Here is a 21,380-nt window from a genome sequence, read left to right as displayed (position 1 = left end):
GTTATATCTCTATATAATGTACTAATTAATGGTTTCTGTATCCAGATAAACGCCATTACATTTACCTGCATTAGGTTTATTCCTTTAAAAGTAACTAAATTCTTTTAAACCTTATTATCTCTTTAAAAACAATGCGGTTGAAAGTTTAACACATTTTAGAGCGGGCAGGCTTATGCTTTTGTGTTTGTTATGGTTGTTGTTTGGTGATACACTCTTAACGCGAAAGGATTGACTGCGTCGAATCTGACGATTTGACTCCGTCGAACCTAAAGGTTTCGTGTGGTAGCCAGGTTTTTTTTCTAATGATTTATACTATATCTCACTGTTGTTGGCTCTCGTTGCAAACAAGCGTTAGCCAAGAACTGCGAAGTCAGGAGACTTCGTAATGCTGGGTTTCTAGTCACAAATCTAATCTGTAATTAAACCTCAAGCTTATTCATAGACCTCACAATGGTCCTTTTACTATAATATTCGTTATGCTCATAACAAACACGCCCCCATACAATGCCAGGATGAATTTTATGTTCTTTAGAGAAACTTAAAATTACATCATCTGTGAAGTCCCTATTGAGTGTGATAAAATCACTCCACAAACTTTGGTCAATTAGGTTATTGCTGGCGTAAGAATCAGCTTCAAATTCAACTAAATCAGAATTATTACTATTGCTAATGAAGAATTCTTCTTCTCTAAATTCTGGTCGTTCCTTATTTGTCAAATGTTCAAACACATGCCCAAGTTCATGAAATAGTGTATAAGCAAAATTATCGAGTCTTTTATACTTCAAAGAAAGAACAATAGCTGGACTTTTACCTGACATAAAAGATTTCCCATCCACTGGAGTTTGTGGAGGACGATCTAAAGTAAAGAATATTATTCCATATTTGTTCAATATTTTTTTTGTTCTATAAATAACATTTTCATTTTCATAAAAACAATTCTTTAATTCGTTCAATAAAGAAACTTCATTTGAGCGTTTGAAATTTGGCAATTTTTCTTGGTGTGCTTTATATTTAGCCATCAAAGACCAAGCTACCACATGGTTTTTATTTTCGGAGAATTTAGATGATTTTCTAAAATATGTTGGATTAAATTCATTTACCCTATTTTTTAGACCTTCATAGTCTTTTACACCATATATTTCATAAATTTTGTTAATATCATCAGATGTATTAATCCCTATATTTTGCTTTTTAAAAAAAGATAAAGGCACAATACCTTCTTCTTCCATGTCATTCCACTCTTTTATGGACTTCGTCTTCTTAATTACATCTTTATCTTTATGAGCCTGATATAAATTAAATTTCATTTGCTCCATTAGCCAATAATTAGCATCCTTAAACCCTGCTGATTCAAGCGCTATAGCTATATGGACATTGATGTTTCTGTTACCTTTTAATATATTGTTGAGCAAAGAATGAGCTACGTCAATTCTTGAGGCAAGGTCTCGTTGGCTTAAACTTCTTTCATTCAACATATTATCAAGTAAAATACCTGGGTGAATGATTTTGTTTTGCATAAAAAGAATTGGTTTAAAAGAGTATGCAAATATAGTTATTAACTCCTTATTATCAATAAAATGTTAATATTTTTTTTGAAATTTGTTAATAAAAATTAAGAACTTTGTGTAAACACAAAATGAATTTACTATAATATTATTATATATTTGTTTGTAACAAGTCAATAATATTTAAGGCTAAATAAAGTTTAACAAAATTGTTATCAACAAAAAATATATTAATTATTTTTTTTAGTATATTTGTGATGCAATAATTAAATAAGTGCCGACATGAAACAAAAAAAATCCAATTTGTTGTTGGAGCAACAGATTGGATTAAGACTTTTAGGAATAATTTTTAGTCTGGTAAACTAAACTTCAAAAGGCTTGTCACCTTAATTGAAGCATTCCTTTTTTTATTTCGTTAAACAAATGTATAGATATTTTTCTTCATAAACAATTGCTTTAACAAATATTTTACCTGAACAGCAGTTAACCTGGGCTGTTTTAAAAGGTAGGGTTGAAAAATTTTATCAGTATTGATAAACATGTTTAATCCATAAAAAAATGAAATATATGGAAGCAAAAAAGGCGCAAGCCAAATTTAAGTTTAAAGTAAATAACACTATTTACGAAACAGAAACAGAATGTCCTACTGGGACAGAAATATTAACAATAGCTGGTTACAATAAACCTAGTGATTATGATTTAATCCTCATTAGACACGGCCAAGAAGAGATAATTCCTCTTAATCAAACGGTTTGTTTATCAGATCCAGGGGCTGAGCGTTTTAGAGCGAGGCCAAAAAAGGTTAATGATGGTTATAAAGGGAGCGAAAGCTCCCTTTCTTCAAAAGACACCAACTATCTTGATACTACATTTGTAGAGCGATGGGAACTTAAAAGAATAGATAATCTTAATTTGCTATATCTAAAAGATTTTGATATACCGAATGGATACAATGTAACACAATCTGACATGGTTATTATCATTCCTGACAGATATGATTCTGTGCAATTAGACATGGCTTTTTTTAAGACACATCTCTCAAGAGCTGATAAAAGGCCTTTGATTAAAGTGTCCCCTAGAAAATTTGGTAATGAAATATTTCAACAATGGAGCCGTCACAGAACCAATGATAATCCTTGGATTATTGGTGTTGACTGTATAGAAACCCATATTGAGCTAATTAGATTTTTTTTAAGAAAGGAGTTGGAGCGATGAAATATACAATGAGAATTACGCAAAAGCAATCTGGTGAATTACATCATTATCTTTTTCATGATGAAAATGAAAGTGCTATGCTAGGTTTGTGTGGCTTTGATTCATCCCAAGATGAAAGCTTAATATTATTGCATAAACTAATTCCAATCCCTTATGAAATATGCGAGAGGCATCCTGATTTCATAAGTTGGCCAACAGAGTTTTCTGAATCCTTTTTGGAAGAAGCATCAAAAAATGGACTGACCATTGTTAAATTTCATTGTCATCCAGGAGGATATAATCAATTTTCAATTACAGATGACAAATCCGACAAGGATTTATTTGATTATTATAATGCCTATTTTGATGATAATAGACCTGTTGGAAGCTTTGTTATGTTACCTGATCGAACCATCTTTGGAAGAGTTATTTTACCTAATGGTAAATTTATCAATGTTTCAAAAATTGCAGTTATTGGAAAGGAACAACATTACTTTTATTCAACTAAATTAGAAATTGAGTTACCTGATTATATGGTACGTAACCAACAATCTTTTGGAAAGAAAACTATCTCACAACTTCAAAAAATGAAAATAGGAGTTGTGGGGTGTAGTGGACTAGGAACACCAACAATATTAGAACTTGCTAGAAGTGGAATTGGAGAATTGGTTCTTGTAGATAATAAAAAAATAGGAAAAGAACATCTAAATAGGATGTTTGGAGCTTCTATAAATGATATTGGTAAATATAAGGTTGACTTCTTCAAGGAGAAAATTGCCGAGTATAAACTTGACGTTAAAGTTACTGCCATAATTGGTGATGTTACCGAATCCATTGAAGTATTGGAAGCATTAAGTTTTTGTGATCACATTTTTGGATGTACAGATGGGTATCTTCCCAGAGATGTAGTAAATAGACTTACAACTTATTATATCATGGGTTATACTGATATGGCTATGGGATTGGATGCTGATGGTAATGGTGGTATTGACTCCATTGTTGGATGGGTTAGATATTTAATTCCTGGAGGTTCATCTTTATTTACAAGAGGCATGTATGATTCTAAAGACTTGGAGCGAGAATCACTTATAAAAGAAAATCCTGAAGAATATAAAAAGCGACAAGAACAGAAGTACATAAAAGGAGCTAATGAAAAAAGCCCTCCTGTTATTTCATTAAATGCAACAGTTTCTTCTTTAGGTGTTACAGACTTTTTGAATAGAATTCACCCATTCAAGTATAAGGAAGAATTAGGATTTTGTATTGATTTTTGCGAAAACAAAATTGATACAGAACGCATTTACCATGATTGCCCAGCATTAAGCACTAACGTTGGTAGAGGTCGTGTTACTCCATTTTTAAACCTCATCGGTATTGGGAGAAAGAAGAAAAAAGCTTCTTGATTACCGTTAAAGAACACCTTGGATATTTAATATTCAAGGTGTTCTTTAATTAACCCTTTAAAACTTCTAATAATCTAAAATTAAGGTATAGCTTTTCTTTACCTACTTGTTCACTTGTGAGAAAACCATTGGCTTCCAACTCTTTTAAATAATTACCAACTGTTTTTAGATTACCCAGACCTGCATTTTCCAATTGGTAAAAAATTACTCTCGTTTTACAAACGAGGGTAAAAATTGCCCTTGTTTTAAATACGTGGGCAAAATTTACTTTCGTTTCTAAAAATTGGTTTATTAAAAGAGTAATTAAGTTTTGGTAGATTTTGAATTTTTTGCCAAAGTTTAATTTGGTGTTTTCGTATAAGTTTGCCGGTGTTGAGGTGGTGTTGAGGTGATGTTGTTCTTTATTTTCTCTTATCCAAACTTTCTTTATTAAAAGCAATCAAATTGAAAAGTTGGCGCATGCGTGAGCGGACGCGGCTGTCGTAGATTTCTTCTAATTCTTGGGCATTGAGATTGGTGGTGGCGAGGGCTTTTATTTTGGTAATTCAAAATTCCATTTTAGTTGAATATTTCTTTTCTCTTCTATATTTATTTAAATGTGATTTTCGGTGAGCAGATTCATAAAGAAATACAACTTTTTCTAATTCATTATTTTCAACTTTTGAAATCTGGGAAAAGCTGATAATCCAGTAGTTGACGTTTTCAAAACGAATAGTATCTTAAAGTATCATTTACAGTGAGTGGTACTATAAAAGCCCTGCAAAATTACAAACTTCACAGAGCCTCCAAATCTAAAAATCCAAAAATCTAATAATCTCTACCCCTACCCAAAAACCAAATACAAAAACAACCAGGTTAGCAAATCGCCTAATAGGGCCAAGCCAATTATAATAAGAAGCCCTTTTATAAGGTCTAATAGTTTTTTAAACATGTACCTGTATTATTTTGGGGTAGTGAAATTTTAAACAAAAACACGCTTGCCGCCAAGCGGCAAGTAGGTGTTTACACTTTTAATTAAACCACCGCCAATCCATAAGGATGCCCAATAAAAAATTAATGCAAAATTTGAAATGTATCCTTATGGTTATTTGCAGTGGGGTTTGTTAATATAGTTTTAGATATTGATAACAATTTAACGCATTTTATTTTTACAAAAAATAATTTGTTGTTTGTAATTATCTGTATTAGGATTGTTTGGAAACTTTTCACAAATCGAGACAGCCTTCTCAAATAGGTCTATTGCCTTATTTAATTTTCCCATCCGACGAAATATATCTGCTTTGACTGCAATTGATCTAGCATAAAATGCTACTACATTAAACGAGTAAGCCTCAGAGGGATCAGGGTCAAATCTATTGATATTAAATTCAGCCATTTTTAAAAGCAAATTAAACTTTGGGTTTTTCTGATATTTAATGGAGTATTGAAGAAGTCCCTCCCAAAAATATACATTTTCATTCTTAAAAACCCATTTCAAAAATGAATTAGCATAACGATTATTTTTAGACAACAAATAGCGAAACTTAATTTCATAAAATGAACGTTTTAATAACTTATAGCTTCTATCATTTTGCTGAATCCATTCACTATTTAATGCATTTTCAAGTACACTCAATGACTCTCTAAGGTGGCTACTAATTTTATCTCTTTCATAAACCTTTGCATAAAAATAAGCCTTTTGAATTATAAAATTAGTAGCAATTTCAGGTGTCTCTGATTCATTAATTACCCTATTAAAAACCTTCAGGATTAGGTCAAAACTATCATGACTATGTTCAAAAAAAGCATGCTGAATATACTTGTTTCTTAATAATAATTCTTCCCACCAAAAATACCCAATTGGCATGTTTAATAGCATTGAACGTAAAAAATCGTTGGCTTCTTGACTTTTCATATCATAATGGTTGTAAAAATCCCTGTACTTGACAAAATATAGTCCTTGATTATCGGGGTTAAGAAAAATCAATTCATTCATTTTTTTTAATGCTAAATCATAATTACCATCAGATAAATAATCTTTGTATTTCAATATTGATTTTTCTATTTGTTGATTATCCTCTAGTACCTCTTTTCCCGCCTCAACACCGTAATCAATAAGAGTTGAATTCAAAACAAATTTCAAATCAGCAATATCATTTATCCATTCATAGTATTTACTAATCCAAATAATATCCCCTTTTGAATCAATAACGTACGCAATGGCACCATTATTTTTTGGACCTACCTTTGCATTCCAATTCTTAAAAGTCTGACCATCTGAAGAATCTATCCCAACCAAAAATTCACCTTCAAATTTATCAAAGTAATTAGCAAATGAATTCTTTAATACTTCATATTCTTTATTAACAGAATAAATATTAATCACAGAAATTCTATCATTATATTCTTTCCTTATTTTACTTAAAATATATCTGCTTTTTCGAGATGCCAATAAACCATAATCATTACTAATAAAAACAAAACTGGGTTTTCCTTTTTTTATAGCAATAGTATCAGTTGTATTCAGCCATTCAGAAACTAATAAATCAGGAGCCACATCACCTACCTTTAAAAATTCTTCATTTGATCTTTTCAAAGTTTTATTGTCTTCAATAATTTGATAAGATTTATTAACAATTGCTTCAAGTATAACATCTTGATTAGCAGTCTCACCTATCCAAGCAATCTTACCTAATTGATCAACTATAAAACTAGTAGGGATGGCTTTTCTACCAGAAGCCACCATCCATTTCCTCCATGTAATTTGCTCTGGAACATCAACACCTACCGAAAACCCAATTTTATCTCCCATTTCGGAAACATAATTTTCCACACGGTCAACATATCTTAAATCTTTAGGATTACTTAAAGAATTCTCTTTAACATGAATACTCAAAACAGTGAGGGAATCACCATATTTTTTACTAAGTTCTGTAAGGTGAGGGGCAAGAACTCTACATGGAGCACAATTGACAGCTCCAAACTCAACTAAATAAACACGTCCTTTTTGAAATTTGAACACAGAATTTGCATCTGTATTTATCCACTTTTGAATCACTAGGTCCGGAGCATCATCACCTACACTTAAACTATCATCATTACTCTTTTCATGATTCTGTCTCTTTTTAAATAACAAAAGATTTTCTTTAAAACCACTTAATGTGTTGTCATCTGAAACACCTCTTGAATAATTATATTTAATTCTTTCCTCGATAGCAACTTGTTGCATTCGAATTGCCTCATCTAACTTTCCTTGTTTTGCATATAAAAATGCCCTTGCATCCAAAATATAAGCCCTTTCTACCCCAAACCTCTCCTCAATTCCATAGTTCAAAATATCAATAGCTAACGAATCATTAGGCTGACTTAATACAAATCTACTAATAGAAACCCAATCTAAATCCTCACCCTGTTTATTCAACCACTTATTAGCGAAATTAAGCCCAACCTCTGAAGCTTTTAAAAGATAATTGTAGCAAGCCCTGATTCCCTTTCTATACCCAACTGAATCAGTCTCTAATGCCTTTCGATACTCTCCCATTTGAGCAAAGATTAAACCTTTGTGCCATAGCATGTGTTGGATAGATTTTATATCTGCTCCTTGTGAAATCAAATCATCAAGTGCTCGATCGGCAACCTTAATATCCAATTCATATCGGCGATATTCGATTGGAATTAAATACAACGTACTAATAAACTTTGACCAAGAGAAACCAACCATATCATGCGAAAGCATCCAAACTAATCTCCTGTAAAGTATTTTATTTATCCATGGATCACTTATACCCCCAAGCGTATTAAACATATCAGCATAAAGATGGACTCGATTTGGATATGCTCCTATCAAACTATCGAAAATTGAATAGGATAAAATGAATTCTCCAGAATCTCTATTTTTTTTAGCTCTATCTAAAACAACTTGTACCTCTTTATTCTCATTTCTTATTTTGTTATCCAATTCTTTCAACGAATCATCAATAAATCCATCGGACAAAATAGATCGTAAAATCTCATCAGGAATTAATCCAAATGTGGAGTAAACAACAACACCAGTATCATCGACAATATATGAAACAGGAACCCCTCCTTTTCTATGTATTCCATTCATAGAAGTCACACCTACAGTAAAAAACTTATGTTTATCGCCCATTATCTCCATTTGATGCTTCACTTTTTCAATTTCAGTTTCAAAAACCGCCCCTCCATCCTGCAAGTAAATACTTATAAAATTTATTTCAGGAAAATCTTGTGCTTGCTTAGTTAAGTGAGGAATATTTGCTCTACATCCTGCACACCATGTCCCTCCAAATTCCACAACATAAAATTTACCTTTCTCATAAGCATCAACTGGACCTCCTCTCAACCAAGATACATCTGTTAAGATTGGAGCCTTTCCACCTATCGTAAAGTCAGATTTCAAAACTTGACTTTGAGCATAAAAAGAATCATGATGTAATACAAAAGCGAACAAAAAAACAGTTATACTATATCTAAACAAAGAGTAGTATTTAAAAAAGAGTGTCCAAAAATAATATTGATTATTTATTATATTCATTTGGTTTTAAAATTATTTATATTCATTATTCTTATTTAGAAACTATACCGCTAGCATGATTTGTAATGCTTTTATAGTAATGAGTTCAATTTGGCTTATACCATATAATAGCCTAAACGCTATAAATTTATTCCTTTCCTTATCCTTTGACGCTATAACCAATTCATCCTTAAGCATGGTTGAGTGCATTTTGAATAGTACAAAAACCGAAACTTTACTACTAAGTTGATGATATGAGTTTATTCATCCTTTAATCAAAACAGAAGCAAGTAAAGTCGTTAATAAAGTTTAAGGTTGTTATTGATTTTCAAAAACAACAGTTTCAGGGTCTCCCAACATTTAATATCCTGGATTTTGAACCAAATAAGGGTTAGTAGTCAACTCACGTTCTGGAATTGGTGCCAATATATCTGTAGAATCCCAACCTAGCTTACCTCCCTCATCTACACTTTTCCCAAGTACTTGGTCAGCTTTACCCCATCTTTTAAGATCAAACCAGCGATGTCCCCACTCAGCAAAAAACTCTTTCCAACGTTCATTCTCTATTATCATCATCATGTCGTTTTGGTTGACCGCCGTTATATCATCAAGACCTGCTCTATTGCGGACTATATTAATATCATGCTCAGCTTCAACTAATTTATCCAACATTACTCTTGCCTCAGCTCTTATCAAGTACTGTTCGGCCAACCTTAGAACGGTTAAGTATTCAGTATGATCACCCGTTGAAGATGAAAAAGAACGTACCTTATACTTAAAAGGATAATAGTATGATACACCGTTAATGACTCTATTATTAAGCCAATTATTAAATCTCAAATCTTCAGAACTAAATAAGTTTAATAAACGAGATGTTAGAGTAAAGTCAGGTATTCGGGAAGAAGAAGTAGGTGAATTAAATAAAAGTCCATCATAAGTATCTCTAGCCGTCCTTATTGATTTAATTTGTAAAATAGACTCCCTATTATTCTTGAGTGAAATGCTATCAAGATCAACAACAAGCTTATAGAGGTCTGATTTCTCAATTATTTCTGACGAAGTTTTCTCAGCCATATCCCAATCACCAAAATATAAATAGATTCTAGACAACAATGCTACAGCCGCCCATTTATTGCATCTAACTCGTTCGTCACCTCCAATTTCATAACTAGAATTAAGAGTACCTAACGATTCTTTTAAGTCAGCAATCATCTGATTATAAACATCGTCTTTGGAACTTCTTTTCTTAGTTGAGTTCACCTTATAATTGGTTGTAGTTACTAATGGGACTCCTCCGTATATATTTACCAAATAAAAATAACATAACGACCTAATAAACAATGCTTCCCCAACTAATTGACCTCTTAAATCACCACTTATCTGATTCCCTTCAAATAACCCCTCCAGAATAGAATTACATCTATAAATAGTCTCATAAGCACTAGTCCAAAAATTATTAACTGTGTTATGATCTGCAGTCAAATTATTATCAAAAATTTCAATTAACGGTTGGGAGCTTCTATTACAATTAAGCTCATCAGAACTTAATCCACCAAATAAAGGCAAACTAGAGTAAATTGCTCCACTCAAAAAGTGTTCGCTTTGGGTCATTTCAAAATAAACCCCCTCCATTGCTGCATCTGCAGCCTTGTCATTAGCAAAAACTGTCCCTGTAACTAATTCATTTGTAGGAGGATCAATCGTTACAAAATCCTCACAGGACATGACACAACAAGTCAAATAAGAAATTAAGATAAGTTTTATATTTTCCTGGCAATATTGTAAAAAGTACAGCCAAAAACAAGTTTGATTTTTTATTGCTTTCATATTTTTAATGTTTTTAAGTATGTTAAAATACTCATGATTATTTTTTTTATGCGATATTAATCCTTTTGTCAATTATTTATTTTTTTATAAAGATATTTGAGCTCCCAAAGAAATAACTCGAATAGGGGATAGAAAGTAAACACTACCATTAGTCAATGAAGAGCTCATCTTATAGTTAAATAAATTTTGTCCACTTAAATATACCTTGGCATGATGTGAAGGAACGGTCCAAGAGAGTGAAACATTGGACAGTCTAAAATATGATGCGTCAAAATAATTTTCATCACTTGCTGAATAAAGATTATAACTTGACGTAGAACTTGCAGAAAACCTCTGAACATTTGTGATGTCTCCTTCTTTTTGCCATCGGTTCATTACTTCAATAGGTTGATTCCCCAATAAGCCTGGCATTCCAAAATTAGCTTTAGTTGATGATTTTTGAACCCATTGAATAAAGAAATCTAATTGGATATTCTTAAATGAAATAGAATTGTTCATCCCCCCAAAAGCTGCTACAGGCTTAGGTAAAAACCAATACCGATCATCAGTTGAGGAAATATCACCGTCTTCATTCAAATCCTCTACCGCATAGAATCCAGTAACAGGATCAACCCCATCATACTTATATCTCAAAGAAATATTCATTGGCTCACCTACTTTATAAGTAGTAGCATAACTAGAACCTTCAATATTAGGAAAAGCAACTAATCGTCTCTGATTAAAACTCAAATTAATACTTGTCTTCCAATTGACATTTTTACTACGTATATTTATCGTTTCCAATTCAAATTCCCAGCCTTTATTTTCAACTGTCGCTGGAAAATTGGATTGCACTTCCTGAAAACCAGTAATAATTGGTAATGAAAGACCTACTAATTGATTAGATGTTCTATTCCTATACCAACTCGAAGATAAGTTCAGTCGATGGTTGAAAAAACCTAAGTTCATAGAAAATTCTAATTTATGATTACTTTCCCATCGGTAGTTAGAGTTGGACAAACGCGATGGAATAAGCCCATTCTTAACGTACACATCATTGGATTTGTAACTATCTAAATACTCATAATCACCTATTTGATCACTTCCCGTTACTCCATATGAGCTACGTATTTTCCCCATACTTAAGAAAGGGAAGGTTTTTTTAACAAATTCCTCTTCAGAAAAGATCCAAGCTATACCAATAGCTCCGAAATTTGCAAATTTATTACCATTTCCAAATCGACTAGAACCATCTCGTCGACCTGTAAGATTAATAAAATAACGATTTTTGTAATCATAATTAATTCGCGCAAAAAAACCATTATACCGATAATCTCTATATTGAGATGAAACATATATATCAGTAGCCGACCCCAAATCATCCATTAAGGATTCTAGTTCAAATCCTTCAGCATTAATTATGTTTCCATCCAAAAAGCTCCTCTGAAATGTTGCTCCAGCCTGTAATTCAACTTTCCCAAAAGCAAACGACTCTAAAAATCTAACCTGTGGTTCAATAATCCAATTATTTAGTGTATTACTAGAAAGAATTGTTCGATTGACAGGACTTAACAAAGGATTTTGACTACTTTCAGGAAAAAGACGTTTCTCTCTCATCTGATTAAATGTATACCCAAAAGAAGTTTTGAATTCTAGATTTTTGAATAATTTATAGCCGCAAGAAAAACTAGAAATTATATTATTTGTTTTGTTTTCGTACGGCTGTTCTGTATAAACCATTGGATTAATCCACGTGCCGTTTTCCCAATTGAGACTCCCGTCTTCGTTATATAATCTAGGTGCATTAGGAGGTAGTGTTAATGCAATACTGTTTAGATCACTGCTTGGCAATTTATTATTTTCATTCGCCATAATAATTGACAAATTAAAAGTAAACTTATCGTTATCTGATTTATGACCAATATTAATATGTCCAGATCCTCGTTGATAATCGAAATCCCCAGGAAAAACTGTGGTCTCCCGATAATAGCCACCATTTAAAAGAAATTGTGTTTTATCATTTCCCCCAGAGATAGAACTTTGAGCATTAATTATTTGAGAACTATTACCTAATAATACTTCTTGCCAATCTGTATACCTTGTAGTATCCCATAAAGTTAAATCGGGCCAATATTTATCATAAGAAGGATTACCTATAAGCCCCGTAAGTCCATCATTATCAACAGCCTCTCTCCTCATCTCTAAGTATTGTTCCGTATCAAGTATATCAACAAAATCATAAGAACTTCCTATTCCAGTTTGAATATTAAATTCCAAATTAGTTTTTCTTACCTTACCTTTTTTTGTCGTAATTAAAATAACACCATTTGATCCTCTTGAGCCATAAATGGCAGTAGCATCAGCATCTTTTAAAACTTCAATACTTTCAATATCCAAAGGATTTAACATACTAAGTGGATTAGGAGCAAATAATATAGAACTGGCCTGAGAACCATATGATAAAGTTTCTGATGTATAAGGGACTCCATCAATAACATACAAAGGATTATTTCCTCCTTCCCTTAAACTATTTAATCCTCTAATTTGGACTGTAAAAGCTCCTCCTGGGACTCCTCCTAACTGTTCAACAAATACCCCCGACATTCTACCTTGAATTCCTTGCAAAGGATTATTTATTGGTTGTCTCTCAATTGTTTCTGCAGTCACTTTAACAATACTCCCTGTTTTGGTGCGTTCTGTAGTCTTATAATACCCCGCATTTAAAACCACCTCATCCAACTGTCCTACTTCTTCTTTTAGGGTGATGTTTATAGTACTTTGATTGCCTACGGTTATTTCTTGTGTTGCAAAGCCTAAGGCGGAGAACACGAGTACATTTTCGGGGTTAGGCACTACTATGTTGTAGTTGCCATCCATATCGGCCGCCGTGCCTTTGGTGGTGCCCTTAATTTGTATGGTAGCCCCGGGTATGCCCATGCCCTGGGCGTCGGTTACCTTACCGCTTACCTGTAATTGCTGTATGGTATTGGCATCCTTAATGATAATGGTATTGTTTTGGGTTACTATTATATTAAGCTTGTTATGGTTTAAAGCTTTATTTAATAAGGCATTAAGTGGTATGTTGCCTTTTTTTAGTGCTATTTTGGGGCTGTCTTTAAACAGGCTGGTGTGGTATATAAACATATAGTCCTTGGTTTGTGCGCGTATCATATCAAACACCTCATCAACCGTAACCGTTTGGTCGTGGTCTATCACTATTTTGGTGTTTTGAGATACGAGCTCTATGGGTGTTAAGCTAAACACCGTGGCACATAACAAGAAAATGCATGTTTTCATAACCAATGTTATAAGTCGTTTAAAGAAACAACTGTTAGTTAATTTTAATTCCATAAATTTACGTTGTATTAGTTAGTATTTATATTAATTAATATGCTTAGGGGGATTACAGTTTGATACTTTCCAGGTTGCGAACTGTTTCCTCCTTTTATATTCCTGCGCACGCAGGAATCTAGGTATGAGATTAAAGACTGCTTACTGCTGTTTTAAATGGTTAGTTGGTTGTTGTAGAGTCGGTTAGTTGTTTTCGCACTCGAATGTGATTACTCATAACTCATAACCTTGTAAAGTCTCTTCTCTCTTCTCCCTGCCTGCCGGCAGGCAGGTCTTTTCTATTTTCTATTTCATGTTGGATGTCTTTTCATGTTGTTCTGGTTTTTAGTGGTTAATGGTTACTTTTATTATTATTTGTTTCATTACTTTTTTCCATTGATGAAAAAAGTAACCAAAAAAATCTAGGCTTACGAGACCATTGCTGAAAATGCTACGCGATAACCCGCCACAGATAAAAAGAACTCGGTCCGCTATCGCTCCCCTCAAACAGCTTTTTATCTCTTAGCCTCTCCATCCCGCCGGCTGGCTCCTTCGCTAAAAATGTCCACCGGACATTTTCTTAACGCTTGGCCCCACTTGATTTTCTAGCAATACCCTCGATAGGCCGAGGGACTGCCTCATGGCCCTTGACCTCCGATTGGTGTCTCTTTTCTCTATTCTCTTCTCTATTTTCTATTTCATGTTGGATGTTTTTTCATGTTTTAAGTTTTAGTGGTTGTTTTTTGGCTTCTAGCTTCTAGCTTCTAGCTTCTAGCTTCTAGCTTCTAGCCTCTAGCCTCTAGCCTCTAGCCTCTAGCCTCTAGCCTCTAGCCTCTAGCCTCTAGCCTCTATAAATATACCTATTATTACTTTTTTATTTAAATTGTTTACTTATTTATATAAAATATTTTTTCACTTTTAGTTGTTTTTGTTTATCCCCTACGGGGAATTTATGTAGCGTTATAACATTTTTGCTACAATGCTTGAACCGCTACGCGGTATTTTTCACTTTTAGTTTTAGATTTCTAGATTACTAGACTTCTCGATTATTAGACGCTCCGAACTCTGAACTCTGAACTCTGAACTTGTTCAAACTTTTCACTTTTCACTTTTCACTTTTAGTTTTTCACTTCCAATGCTTTGTTACTTTAAAATAACCGTGCTACCATGAATCTCATAGTTGTTAATATTATTATTGGCTTTTATGGTGTTTAAAATGTCTTCAATACTAAATTGCTTATGGATTCTACCATTAAAGTGTTCTTGCTGTAAAGCTGGGTTATCGAACACTACCTCCATATCGTACCAGCGCTCTAGTACGGTCATGATATCTTTAAGGGGTTTATCTTTAAAGTCAAAAATGCCTTCTTTCCATGAAATGATGTTGCTAACGTTTACGTTTTTAGCCAGCGTAATTTGGCCCGTTTGTAGGTTTAGGGTGGATTGGGTGTTGGGTTTTAAGATTTGAGTATTGGGTATTGCGTATTGAGACTTCTCAACTGTACTTGGGGTGACTGCTACTTTGCCCTCTACTAGGGTGGTGTATATGTTGGTTTCGTCTTTGTAGGCTTTGATGTTGAATTCGGTGCCTAGGACTTCGACGATTTGGGTGTTGGGAGATTGCTTCGTTCCTAGCAATGACAGCGTTGGGGACAAGACTCTAAATTTGGAACCTTTATGTTCGGTGCTTGGGGATACGTCAAAATAGGCTTCGCCATAAACGAGGGTGACTTCGCGGGGTTGGCCTGCTGCAAAACTAACGGGGTAAACCAATTGAGTTTCGGAGTTGAGCCATATTTTGGTGCCATCGGCCAGGGTGGTTTGGAATTGGCCGCCACGGGGGACAGTCAAGGTGTTGACTGCCCGCTCTACGCTATAGGCTTTAGGCGATACGCTACCTTTTGCCGGGTTGTAAACCAGTTGCTCGCCATTGCTACTGGCGTATGTTGTTTGGTACAGGCTATCTTTTTCTAAGACGATTTCTGTGCCGTTCTCTAATGTTAAGACGGCTTTGTTACTACCTGTTTTTATTTGGTTGTTGACTATTATAGGGTTCTGGGTACTAGGTGTTGGGTTTTGGGTAAGCCAATAGCCTACGGCTAACAGCCCAACAAAAATGGCGGCTGCGGCATATTTTATCCATACGGTACGTAAGCGCCTTGCGGGTTTGTTTGCCTGGGCTATGCGTTGTAACAGTTTGTTGTACGCCACTTCTTTTTGGGTATGGCGGTACAGGTGGTTTAAATGGTAATCGGCTGTCATGTATGCCTTAAAGGCTTGGAAATTCTTGGGCTTTTCTAACCATAGCTGTAAGGTCTCCATCTCGGAGGGGCTAATGGTATTTTCCAATACCTTGTAAACCAAATGTTGCATATCGCTGTTCATGCTATCTTGCTTTATACCACACTTACGAACGAGTTTTAAAAAACCCTTAAGCCAAAGACCAAAAATTTTAAATTTTTATTATAAAAAACTAATAACCAGACTTTTACATTTTTTAAAAAACGCTAAACACACATCCATTACCTATACAAGTTACGGGATTTTTTTGAATTTTGTACCTCATACCTCATACTTTGTACCTCAAACCTCGTACTTTGTACCTCGTACTTTGTACTTCACGCCCCATTCCCAAATCTTTTTATATATTTAGCCCATATTAAAGCATGCAGGCTTAGCAATCTATGGAACAAAAAAGTTTTACAGAACGGTTACAACAAGGTGACGAACAGGCTTTTAAGCAATTGTTTGATACCGAATACGACGCGCTATTGGCATACATGAACACCCTAACGCGCAACCATGACCAAGCAGAGGATTTAACACAACAAGCCTTTTTTAAGTTTTGGGAAAAGCGGGAAACCATTAAACCCGAGCAAGACTATAAGCACTACCTCTTTTCAATGGGGCATAACCTGTTTATTGATTATTACCGACGCCATAAAATACATATAGAGATTATTGCCGATTTAAAACAACGGGCCTTGCAGGACCAATTTTTAGAGGAATCGGAATATTTACAGGAGCGGCTTGAAAAATTACTGCATATTATAGACCAGTTGCCACCCCGCTGCCAAGAGATCCTGAAGCTAAGTAAGCTTGAGGGACTAACATACGACCAGGTTGCTGCACAACTAAACATCTCTAAAAAAACGGTGGAGGGCCAAATGCGTTTGGCTTACCAAAAAATACGGGAGGCCTTTGATCAAGATGATCCGTTATTATTATTCCTCCTGGTAAGAGCTTTGGAGCAGTTGCCCAGCGAATTGCAAATAAAAAACCCATAACAAATACCCTTAAAAACGCGAGCTATGCTAATTACTTTTGAACAGATGCAGGACACCCTTTTTAAACTATTTAAAAAATACAACTGCACAGACGATAGGGCCAAAACCTTAGCTGCGGTGTTTACAGACAACACCCTTTGTGGCATTAGTTCGCACGGCATTAACCGGGTAGCATTGTTTATTGAGTTTATTGAAAAGGGGTTTATTGACGTAAACCAGGATATAGAAAAAGTAGAAAGCTTTGGCAATATAGAACGCTGGGATGGCCGTTTAGGACCTGGTATTACAAATGCCATAAGCAGTACCAATAGGGCCATTGCATTGGCCAAAGAACACGGCATGGGCATTGTGGCCCTGCGCAATACCAACCATTGGATGCGGGGCGGTTACTACGGCTGGCAAGCTGCCAATGCGGGCTGTATTTCCATACTGTTTACCAACACGAAACCCAATATGCCACCCTGGGGTGCCGCCGATAGCAGGATTGGAAACAACCCCCTGATTATATCCATACCCAGAGCAGAAGGGCATATTGTGCTGGACATGGCGCTATCGCAATTTTCCTTTGGAAAGGTAAACGACTATAAACTAAAAGACGAACAACTGCCATACCCAGGGGGCTGGGATGAAAACAATGCCCTTACCAACGACCCTGAAAAAATTCTATCCAACGGTCGTGGCTTGCCCATAGGCTATTGGAAAGGCTCTGCCCTATCCCTGGTACTCGATATGCTAGCTACAGTGCTTGCTGCGGGCGATTCCACTTATAAAATTAGTTTAAGAAGTTATGAAGTAGGGGTATCGCAAGTATATATTTGCATATACCCAGAAGTGTTTAAAGATGCCCATTTTAGGGAAACGCTCCTAAAAGAAATTATAGACTATACCCACCAAGCCCAGCCCATACAACCAGGCACTAAAATGTATTATCCTGGGGAGCGCACTCCACAAATTAAAGCCAAAAACCTAAAACAAGGCATGCCCGTAAGCGATGTGGTTTGGCAAGAGGTATTAGACTTGCTGAATTAACCATAGCTAATTAAATCCAAAAACTGAGACTGAGACCGAGACTGAGACTGAGACTGAGACCAAGAACTACCCTTTAACATCCAAAGCATCGCGCAAAGCATTCCCTACCAACATAAATGCCATTACCAAGCTCATGATGCAAAGCCCTGGAATCATGGCCAAATAGGGTTTTCCTAAAATAATGTAATTGTAGTGGTCTTTTATCATGGCACCCCAACTGGCCATAGGTGGTTGGGCCCCAATACCCAAAAAGCTCAGGCCACTTTCTATTAAAATGGCCGCCGCAAAATTGGCCGCCGATATAACAATGACCGGTGCCATGATATTGGGTAAAATGTGTTTGGTTATAATCCTAAAATCATTGTAACCCAAAGCCCGTGCCGCTGTAACATACTGCATTTCCTTGGCGCTTATTATTTGGCCGCGCACTACCCTGGCCACTTCTACCCACATGGTAAGCCCTACGGCTATAAAAACCTGCCAAAAGCCTTTACCCAATGCCAAAGTAATGGCAATAACCAACAGTAAGGTGGGTATAGACCAGGTTACGTTAATGATCCACATAATAATGGCATCTACCTTGCCGCCATAAAACCCAGCCAGGCTCCCCATAAAAATCCCGATAAGCAACGAAATAAATACGGCCACAAAGCCAATAAAAAACGAAATTCTGGCCCCTACCAAAACCCGACTCAATAAATCCCTACCGTATTTATCGGTACCAAATACAAAGGTTTTTTCGGTGATGTAATGATCGACTGGTTGGTCCTGAAATGCATTTAAACTAAGGGCTTTTTCTACCCCTTCCAAACCATCGGAAGCATAGGCTTTATAAACCAAAGTATCACCACTAACGCGGTAGTTTGAAATAGGAATTTCGGTATCTGCATTAACATGCCCAAAAAACAGTTTACCAAAGGCACTTTGCTGGCTATCTACCTGTGCAGGTATGGTAAGCATGGTTACTTTAAATCCGGGCTTTTTGGAATGGATGGCCAAATGCATTTGATTGGCATACTGTGAATTATCGGGAGCAAAAACATAGGCAAACACCGATACAAGCCCTACCAAAACAATAAAGCCAAAACTAAAAACGCCCCAAAAGTTCTTTTTAAACTTTTGGAGCGCCAATTGCTTTAATGAGCTTGATGTATGACTCATAAATACGATTTATTTTTTCACTGTAGCAGCTACTTTTTTAATAGGATAGGCCGCTTTTAAGTCCTCTAAGACATTAAGCGCCTCTTCTATATAGATATCCTGACTTAAGCTTTCATGCCAACGCTTACGTTTTTCCTTTAAATCGGTCGTGTCTTGCACAAACAAGGACTTTTCATAGGCTGTAGAATCGAACGTTAAATTGGTTTTGTAATTGTTGATGGCATCAAAGCGTTTAGACTCTTCTTCATTCATTTCTACTCGTGTTTTATAGGTTTCGTAATTTAAGGGCACCACTGTGTTATCAATTTGATTTTTTACCCATTTGGCATTTTCCTCAATAAGTTTTAACTGTTCATTATTACTCATACGTTCCTTACTTTTCGCAATGGTAGCATCGTAATCAAAATAATATTCCCAAGGGGTATAATTGGCGGCATCAATTTCATCCCAAGGTAATGGATTGTCTTTATCTTTTTCGCCAACATTGATAAAACTAAAACGTCCTGGAACTTTTACATCACTCTTAACGCCTTCCAACTGCACAGACCCCCCATTGATTCTGTAATACTTTTGGGTAGTTAGTGCCAGGGCACCAAGATCGCCACTGGTATTGTTACGCAGCAAGTTATTTAAATTGATAACGTTTTGCACCGTTCCTTTACCATAGGTTTGGCTACCACCAATAATAATGGCACGCTTATAATCTTGCATGGCTGCTGCCATGATTTCTGAGGCTGAGGCTGATATTTCGTTTACCAGAATTACCAATGGACCATCCCATGAAATGGACTTGTCCCGGTCTTTTAACACCTCTTTGGCTTCGCCCGTAGAACGCACTTGTACCACAGGACCATCCTTTATAAATAAACCGGCCATATCTACTACGGCTGGCAAGGAGCCCCCACCATTATTTCTTAAATCTAATACCAAGCCTTGAATGCCATCGGCCTTTAAGTGCTCTATTTCGGCCTTTACATCTTTGGCTGCATTGATGTTTTTGTAATCTTGAAAATCGACATAAAATGATGGTAGGTTAATAACCCCAAAAGTCATGTCGTCTTTTTTAACAACAGACGATTTGGCATAGGTTTCTACCAATTCTACAACGTCTCTGGTAATGGTAATGTCCTTAATGGTGCCATCTACCTTTTTAACGGTTAAGGTTACCTTAGTGCCCTTAGGGCCTTTAATATATTTTATGGCGTCGTTAATACGCATACCCACAATGTTTACGGGGTATTCTTCATCCTCTTGCTTTACTTTTAAAATCAAGTCCTCTACTTCCAGTTCTTTACCACGCCATGCTGGACCTCCAGAAATTAGTTCGACCACTTTTATATAGTCCATACGCTTTTGCAAACGTGCCCCGATACCTTCTAGTTTTCCAGACATTCTTTCATCAAAATCCTCTTTGTTTTTAGGAGCCAGGTAATAGGTATGCGGATCGAACTCTTCAACAAGGGTATTTACATAAATGGCAAACCAATCCTCACGTCTTAAGTCGTCTATATTATCATTAAAGTAAACATCAATGGATTTTAAGGTAGACTCGCGGGCTTCTTTTTCAATTTGGGCTTCGCTTTTCATCTTATAGGATGGATCTTTTTCCTTAGCCATTTTTTCCTGCTCGTACAGATCGTCGTAATTGGTAAGCGTTGAAAATTTAAGCTGTTGTCTCCAACGCTCTTTCATTTCCTTTTTGTTTTTTACAAACTCACTGTTTTCGGAATCGGTATCAAAAGATTCATCAATGGAATAATCAAAGGGCTTGGAAAGCACTTCTTTATAAATTTCTTTAGCTTCAGAAATACGTTTTATTAAACGCTCGTGTACCACATTAAAAAAGGTAATGTCTGAGGCTTTGATTTGGTCGTCGATAGTAAACTTGTACTTTTCAAAATCGGCATAATCCGATGCGTAGAAATAACGCTTTACCGGATCGAGAATCTCGATGTAATCGGAAAACAATTCCTGTGAAAAATCATCATCAAAAGCTAATGGGTCGTAATGGCCTTGCTCTAAAACAAAGGTTATTACCTGAATTAATAATTTATCTTTATCTGGGTTATCAAACTTTTTGGTGGTAAAACTGCACGACGCAAAGGCCAACAGTAACGACAATAATAGAACTTTTATATTCCTTTTCATAATT

General features: G+C 35.4%; 13 protein-coding genes and 1 pseudogene. 4 read left to right on the top strand and 10 right to left on the bottom strand.

The window, feature by feature from the left end; all coding sequences use genetic code 11:
* Window positions 1-419 precede the first annotated feature (419 nt).
* A complete protein-coding gene (locus AC5SR4_RS10340) occupies window positions 420-1,517 on the bottom strand; it encodes a HigA family addiction module antitoxin (protein WP_495356168.1) in 1,098 nt (365 codons plus the stop codon).
* Between the two features lie 555 nt (window positions 1,518-2,072).
* Between AC5SR4_RS10340 and AC5SR4_RS10335 the strand changes: the two genes are divergently transcribed.
* Together AC5SR4_RS10335 and AC5SR4_RS10330 are read left to right on the top strand one after the other, a co-directional pair.
* Window positions 2,073-2,720, top strand: a complete 648-nt coding sequence (locus tag AC5SR4_RS10335) for a multiubiquitin domain-containing protein (protein WP_495356167.1) — start codon at window positions 2,073-2,075, stop codon at window positions 2,718-2,720.
* On the top strand, window positions 2,717-4,102 hold the full coding sequence (locus AC5SR4_RS10330; RefSeq protein WP_495356166.1) for a ThiF family adenylyltransferase: 1,386 nt from the start codon (window positions 2,717-2,719) through the stop codon (window positions 4,100-4,102). The genes AC5SR4_RS10335 and AC5SR4_RS10330 overlap by 4 nt, the downstream gene beginning before the upstream one ends.
* A gap of 49 nt (window positions 4,103-4,151) precedes the next feature.
* Here AC5SR4_RS10330 and AC5SR4_RS10325 read toward each other — a convergent pair whose 3' ends face one another.
* The 7 genes and pseudogenes from AC5SR4_RS10325 to AC5SR4_RS10295 form a co-directional block, all read right to left on the bottom strand.
* Entirely contained in the window at window positions 4,152-4,541 is a 390-nt protein-coding gene (locus tag AC5SR4_RS10325; RefSeq protein ID WP_495356165.1) for a hypothetical protein, read from the bottom strand.
* Window positions 4,504-4,641 (bottom strand): annotated as a pseudogene (locus AC5SR4_RS10320) (ATPase); the annotation flags it as partial. The gene AC5SR4_RS10325 and the pseudogene AC5SR4_RS10320, both read right to left, overlap by 38 nt.
* Before the next feature lie 593 nt (window positions 4,642-5,234).
* Entirely contained in the window at window positions 5,235-8,636 is a 3,402-nt protein-coding gene (locus AC5SR4_RS10315; RefSeq protein WP_495356164.1) for a TlpA family protein disulfide reductase, read from the bottom strand.
* Between the two features lie 42 nt (window positions 8,637-8,678).
* Window positions 8,679-8,813 (bottom strand): hypothetical protein, encoded by a 135-nt coding sequence (locus tag AC5SR4_RS10310; RefSeq protein WP_495356163.1) that lies wholly within the window; start codon window positions 8,811-8,813, stop codon window positions 8,679-8,681.
* 162 nt (window positions 8,814-8,975) lie between these two features.
* Window positions 8,976-10,514, bottom strand: a complete 1,539-nt coding sequence (locus AC5SR4_RS10305; protein WP_495356162.1) for a RagB/SusD family nutrient uptake outer membrane protein — start codon at window positions 10,512-10,514, stop codon at window positions 8,976-8,978.
* A gap of 12 nt (window positions 10,515-10,526) precedes the next feature.
* Window positions 10,527-13,718, bottom strand: coding sequence for a SusC/RagA family TonB-linked outer membrane protein (locus AC5SR4_RS10300; protein WP_495356161.1), 3,192 nt, complete (start codon window positions 13,716-13,718; stop codon window positions 10,527-10,529).
* Between the two features lie 1,176 nt (window positions 13,719-14,894).
* Window positions 14,895-16,136 (bottom strand): FecR family protein, encoded by a 1,242-nt coding sequence (locus tag AC5SR4_RS10295; RefSeq protein WP_495356160.1) that lies wholly within the window; start codon window positions 16,134-16,136, stop codon window positions 14,895-14,897.
* Window positions 16,137-16,435: 299 nt separating this feature from the next.
* Here AC5SR4_RS10295 and AC5SR4_RS10290 point away from each other — a divergent pair, with 299 nt between their 5' ends.
* Together AC5SR4_RS10290 and yiaK are read left to right on the top strand one after the other, a co-directional pair.
* Window positions 16,436-17,038, top strand: coding sequence for an RNA polymerase sigma factor (locus AC5SR4_RS10290; protein WP_495356159.1), 603 nt, complete (start codon window positions 16,436-16,438; stop codon window positions 17,036-17,038).
* Window positions 17,039-17,062: 24 nt separating this feature from the next.
* Window positions 17,063-18,067 (top strand): 3-dehydro-L-gulonate 2-dehydrogenase, encoded by a 1,005-nt coding sequence (yiaK, locus tag AC5SR4_RS10285; RefSeq protein ID WP_495356158.1) that lies wholly within the window; start codon window positions 17,063-17,065, stop codon window positions 18,065-18,067.
* 66 nt (window positions 18,068-18,133) lie between these two features.
* Here the strand turns inward: yiaK and AC5SR4_RS10280 are convergent, their stop codons facing one another.
* Window positions 18,134-19,228 (bottom strand): ABC transporter permease, encoded by a 1,095-nt coding sequence (locus AC5SR4_RS10280; protein WP_495356157.1) that lies wholly within the window; start codon window positions 19,226-19,228, stop codon window positions 18,134-18,136.
* Window positions 19,229-19,237: 9 nt separating this feature from the next.
* Window positions 19,238-21,376: a carboxy terminal-processing peptidase gene (locus AC5SR4_RS10275; protein ID WP_495356156.1), complete on the bottom strand. Its 2,139-nt coding sequence runs from the start codon at window positions 21,374-21,376 to the stop codon at window positions 19,238-19,240.
* Window positions 21,377-21,380 lie beyond the last annotated feature (4 nt).

This window comes from Aestuariibaculum scopimerae, from assembly GCF_059428085.1.
The sequence above is the reverse complement of the archived record's forward strand: the minus strand, read 5'-3'. Positions and strand labels throughout refer to the sequence as shown.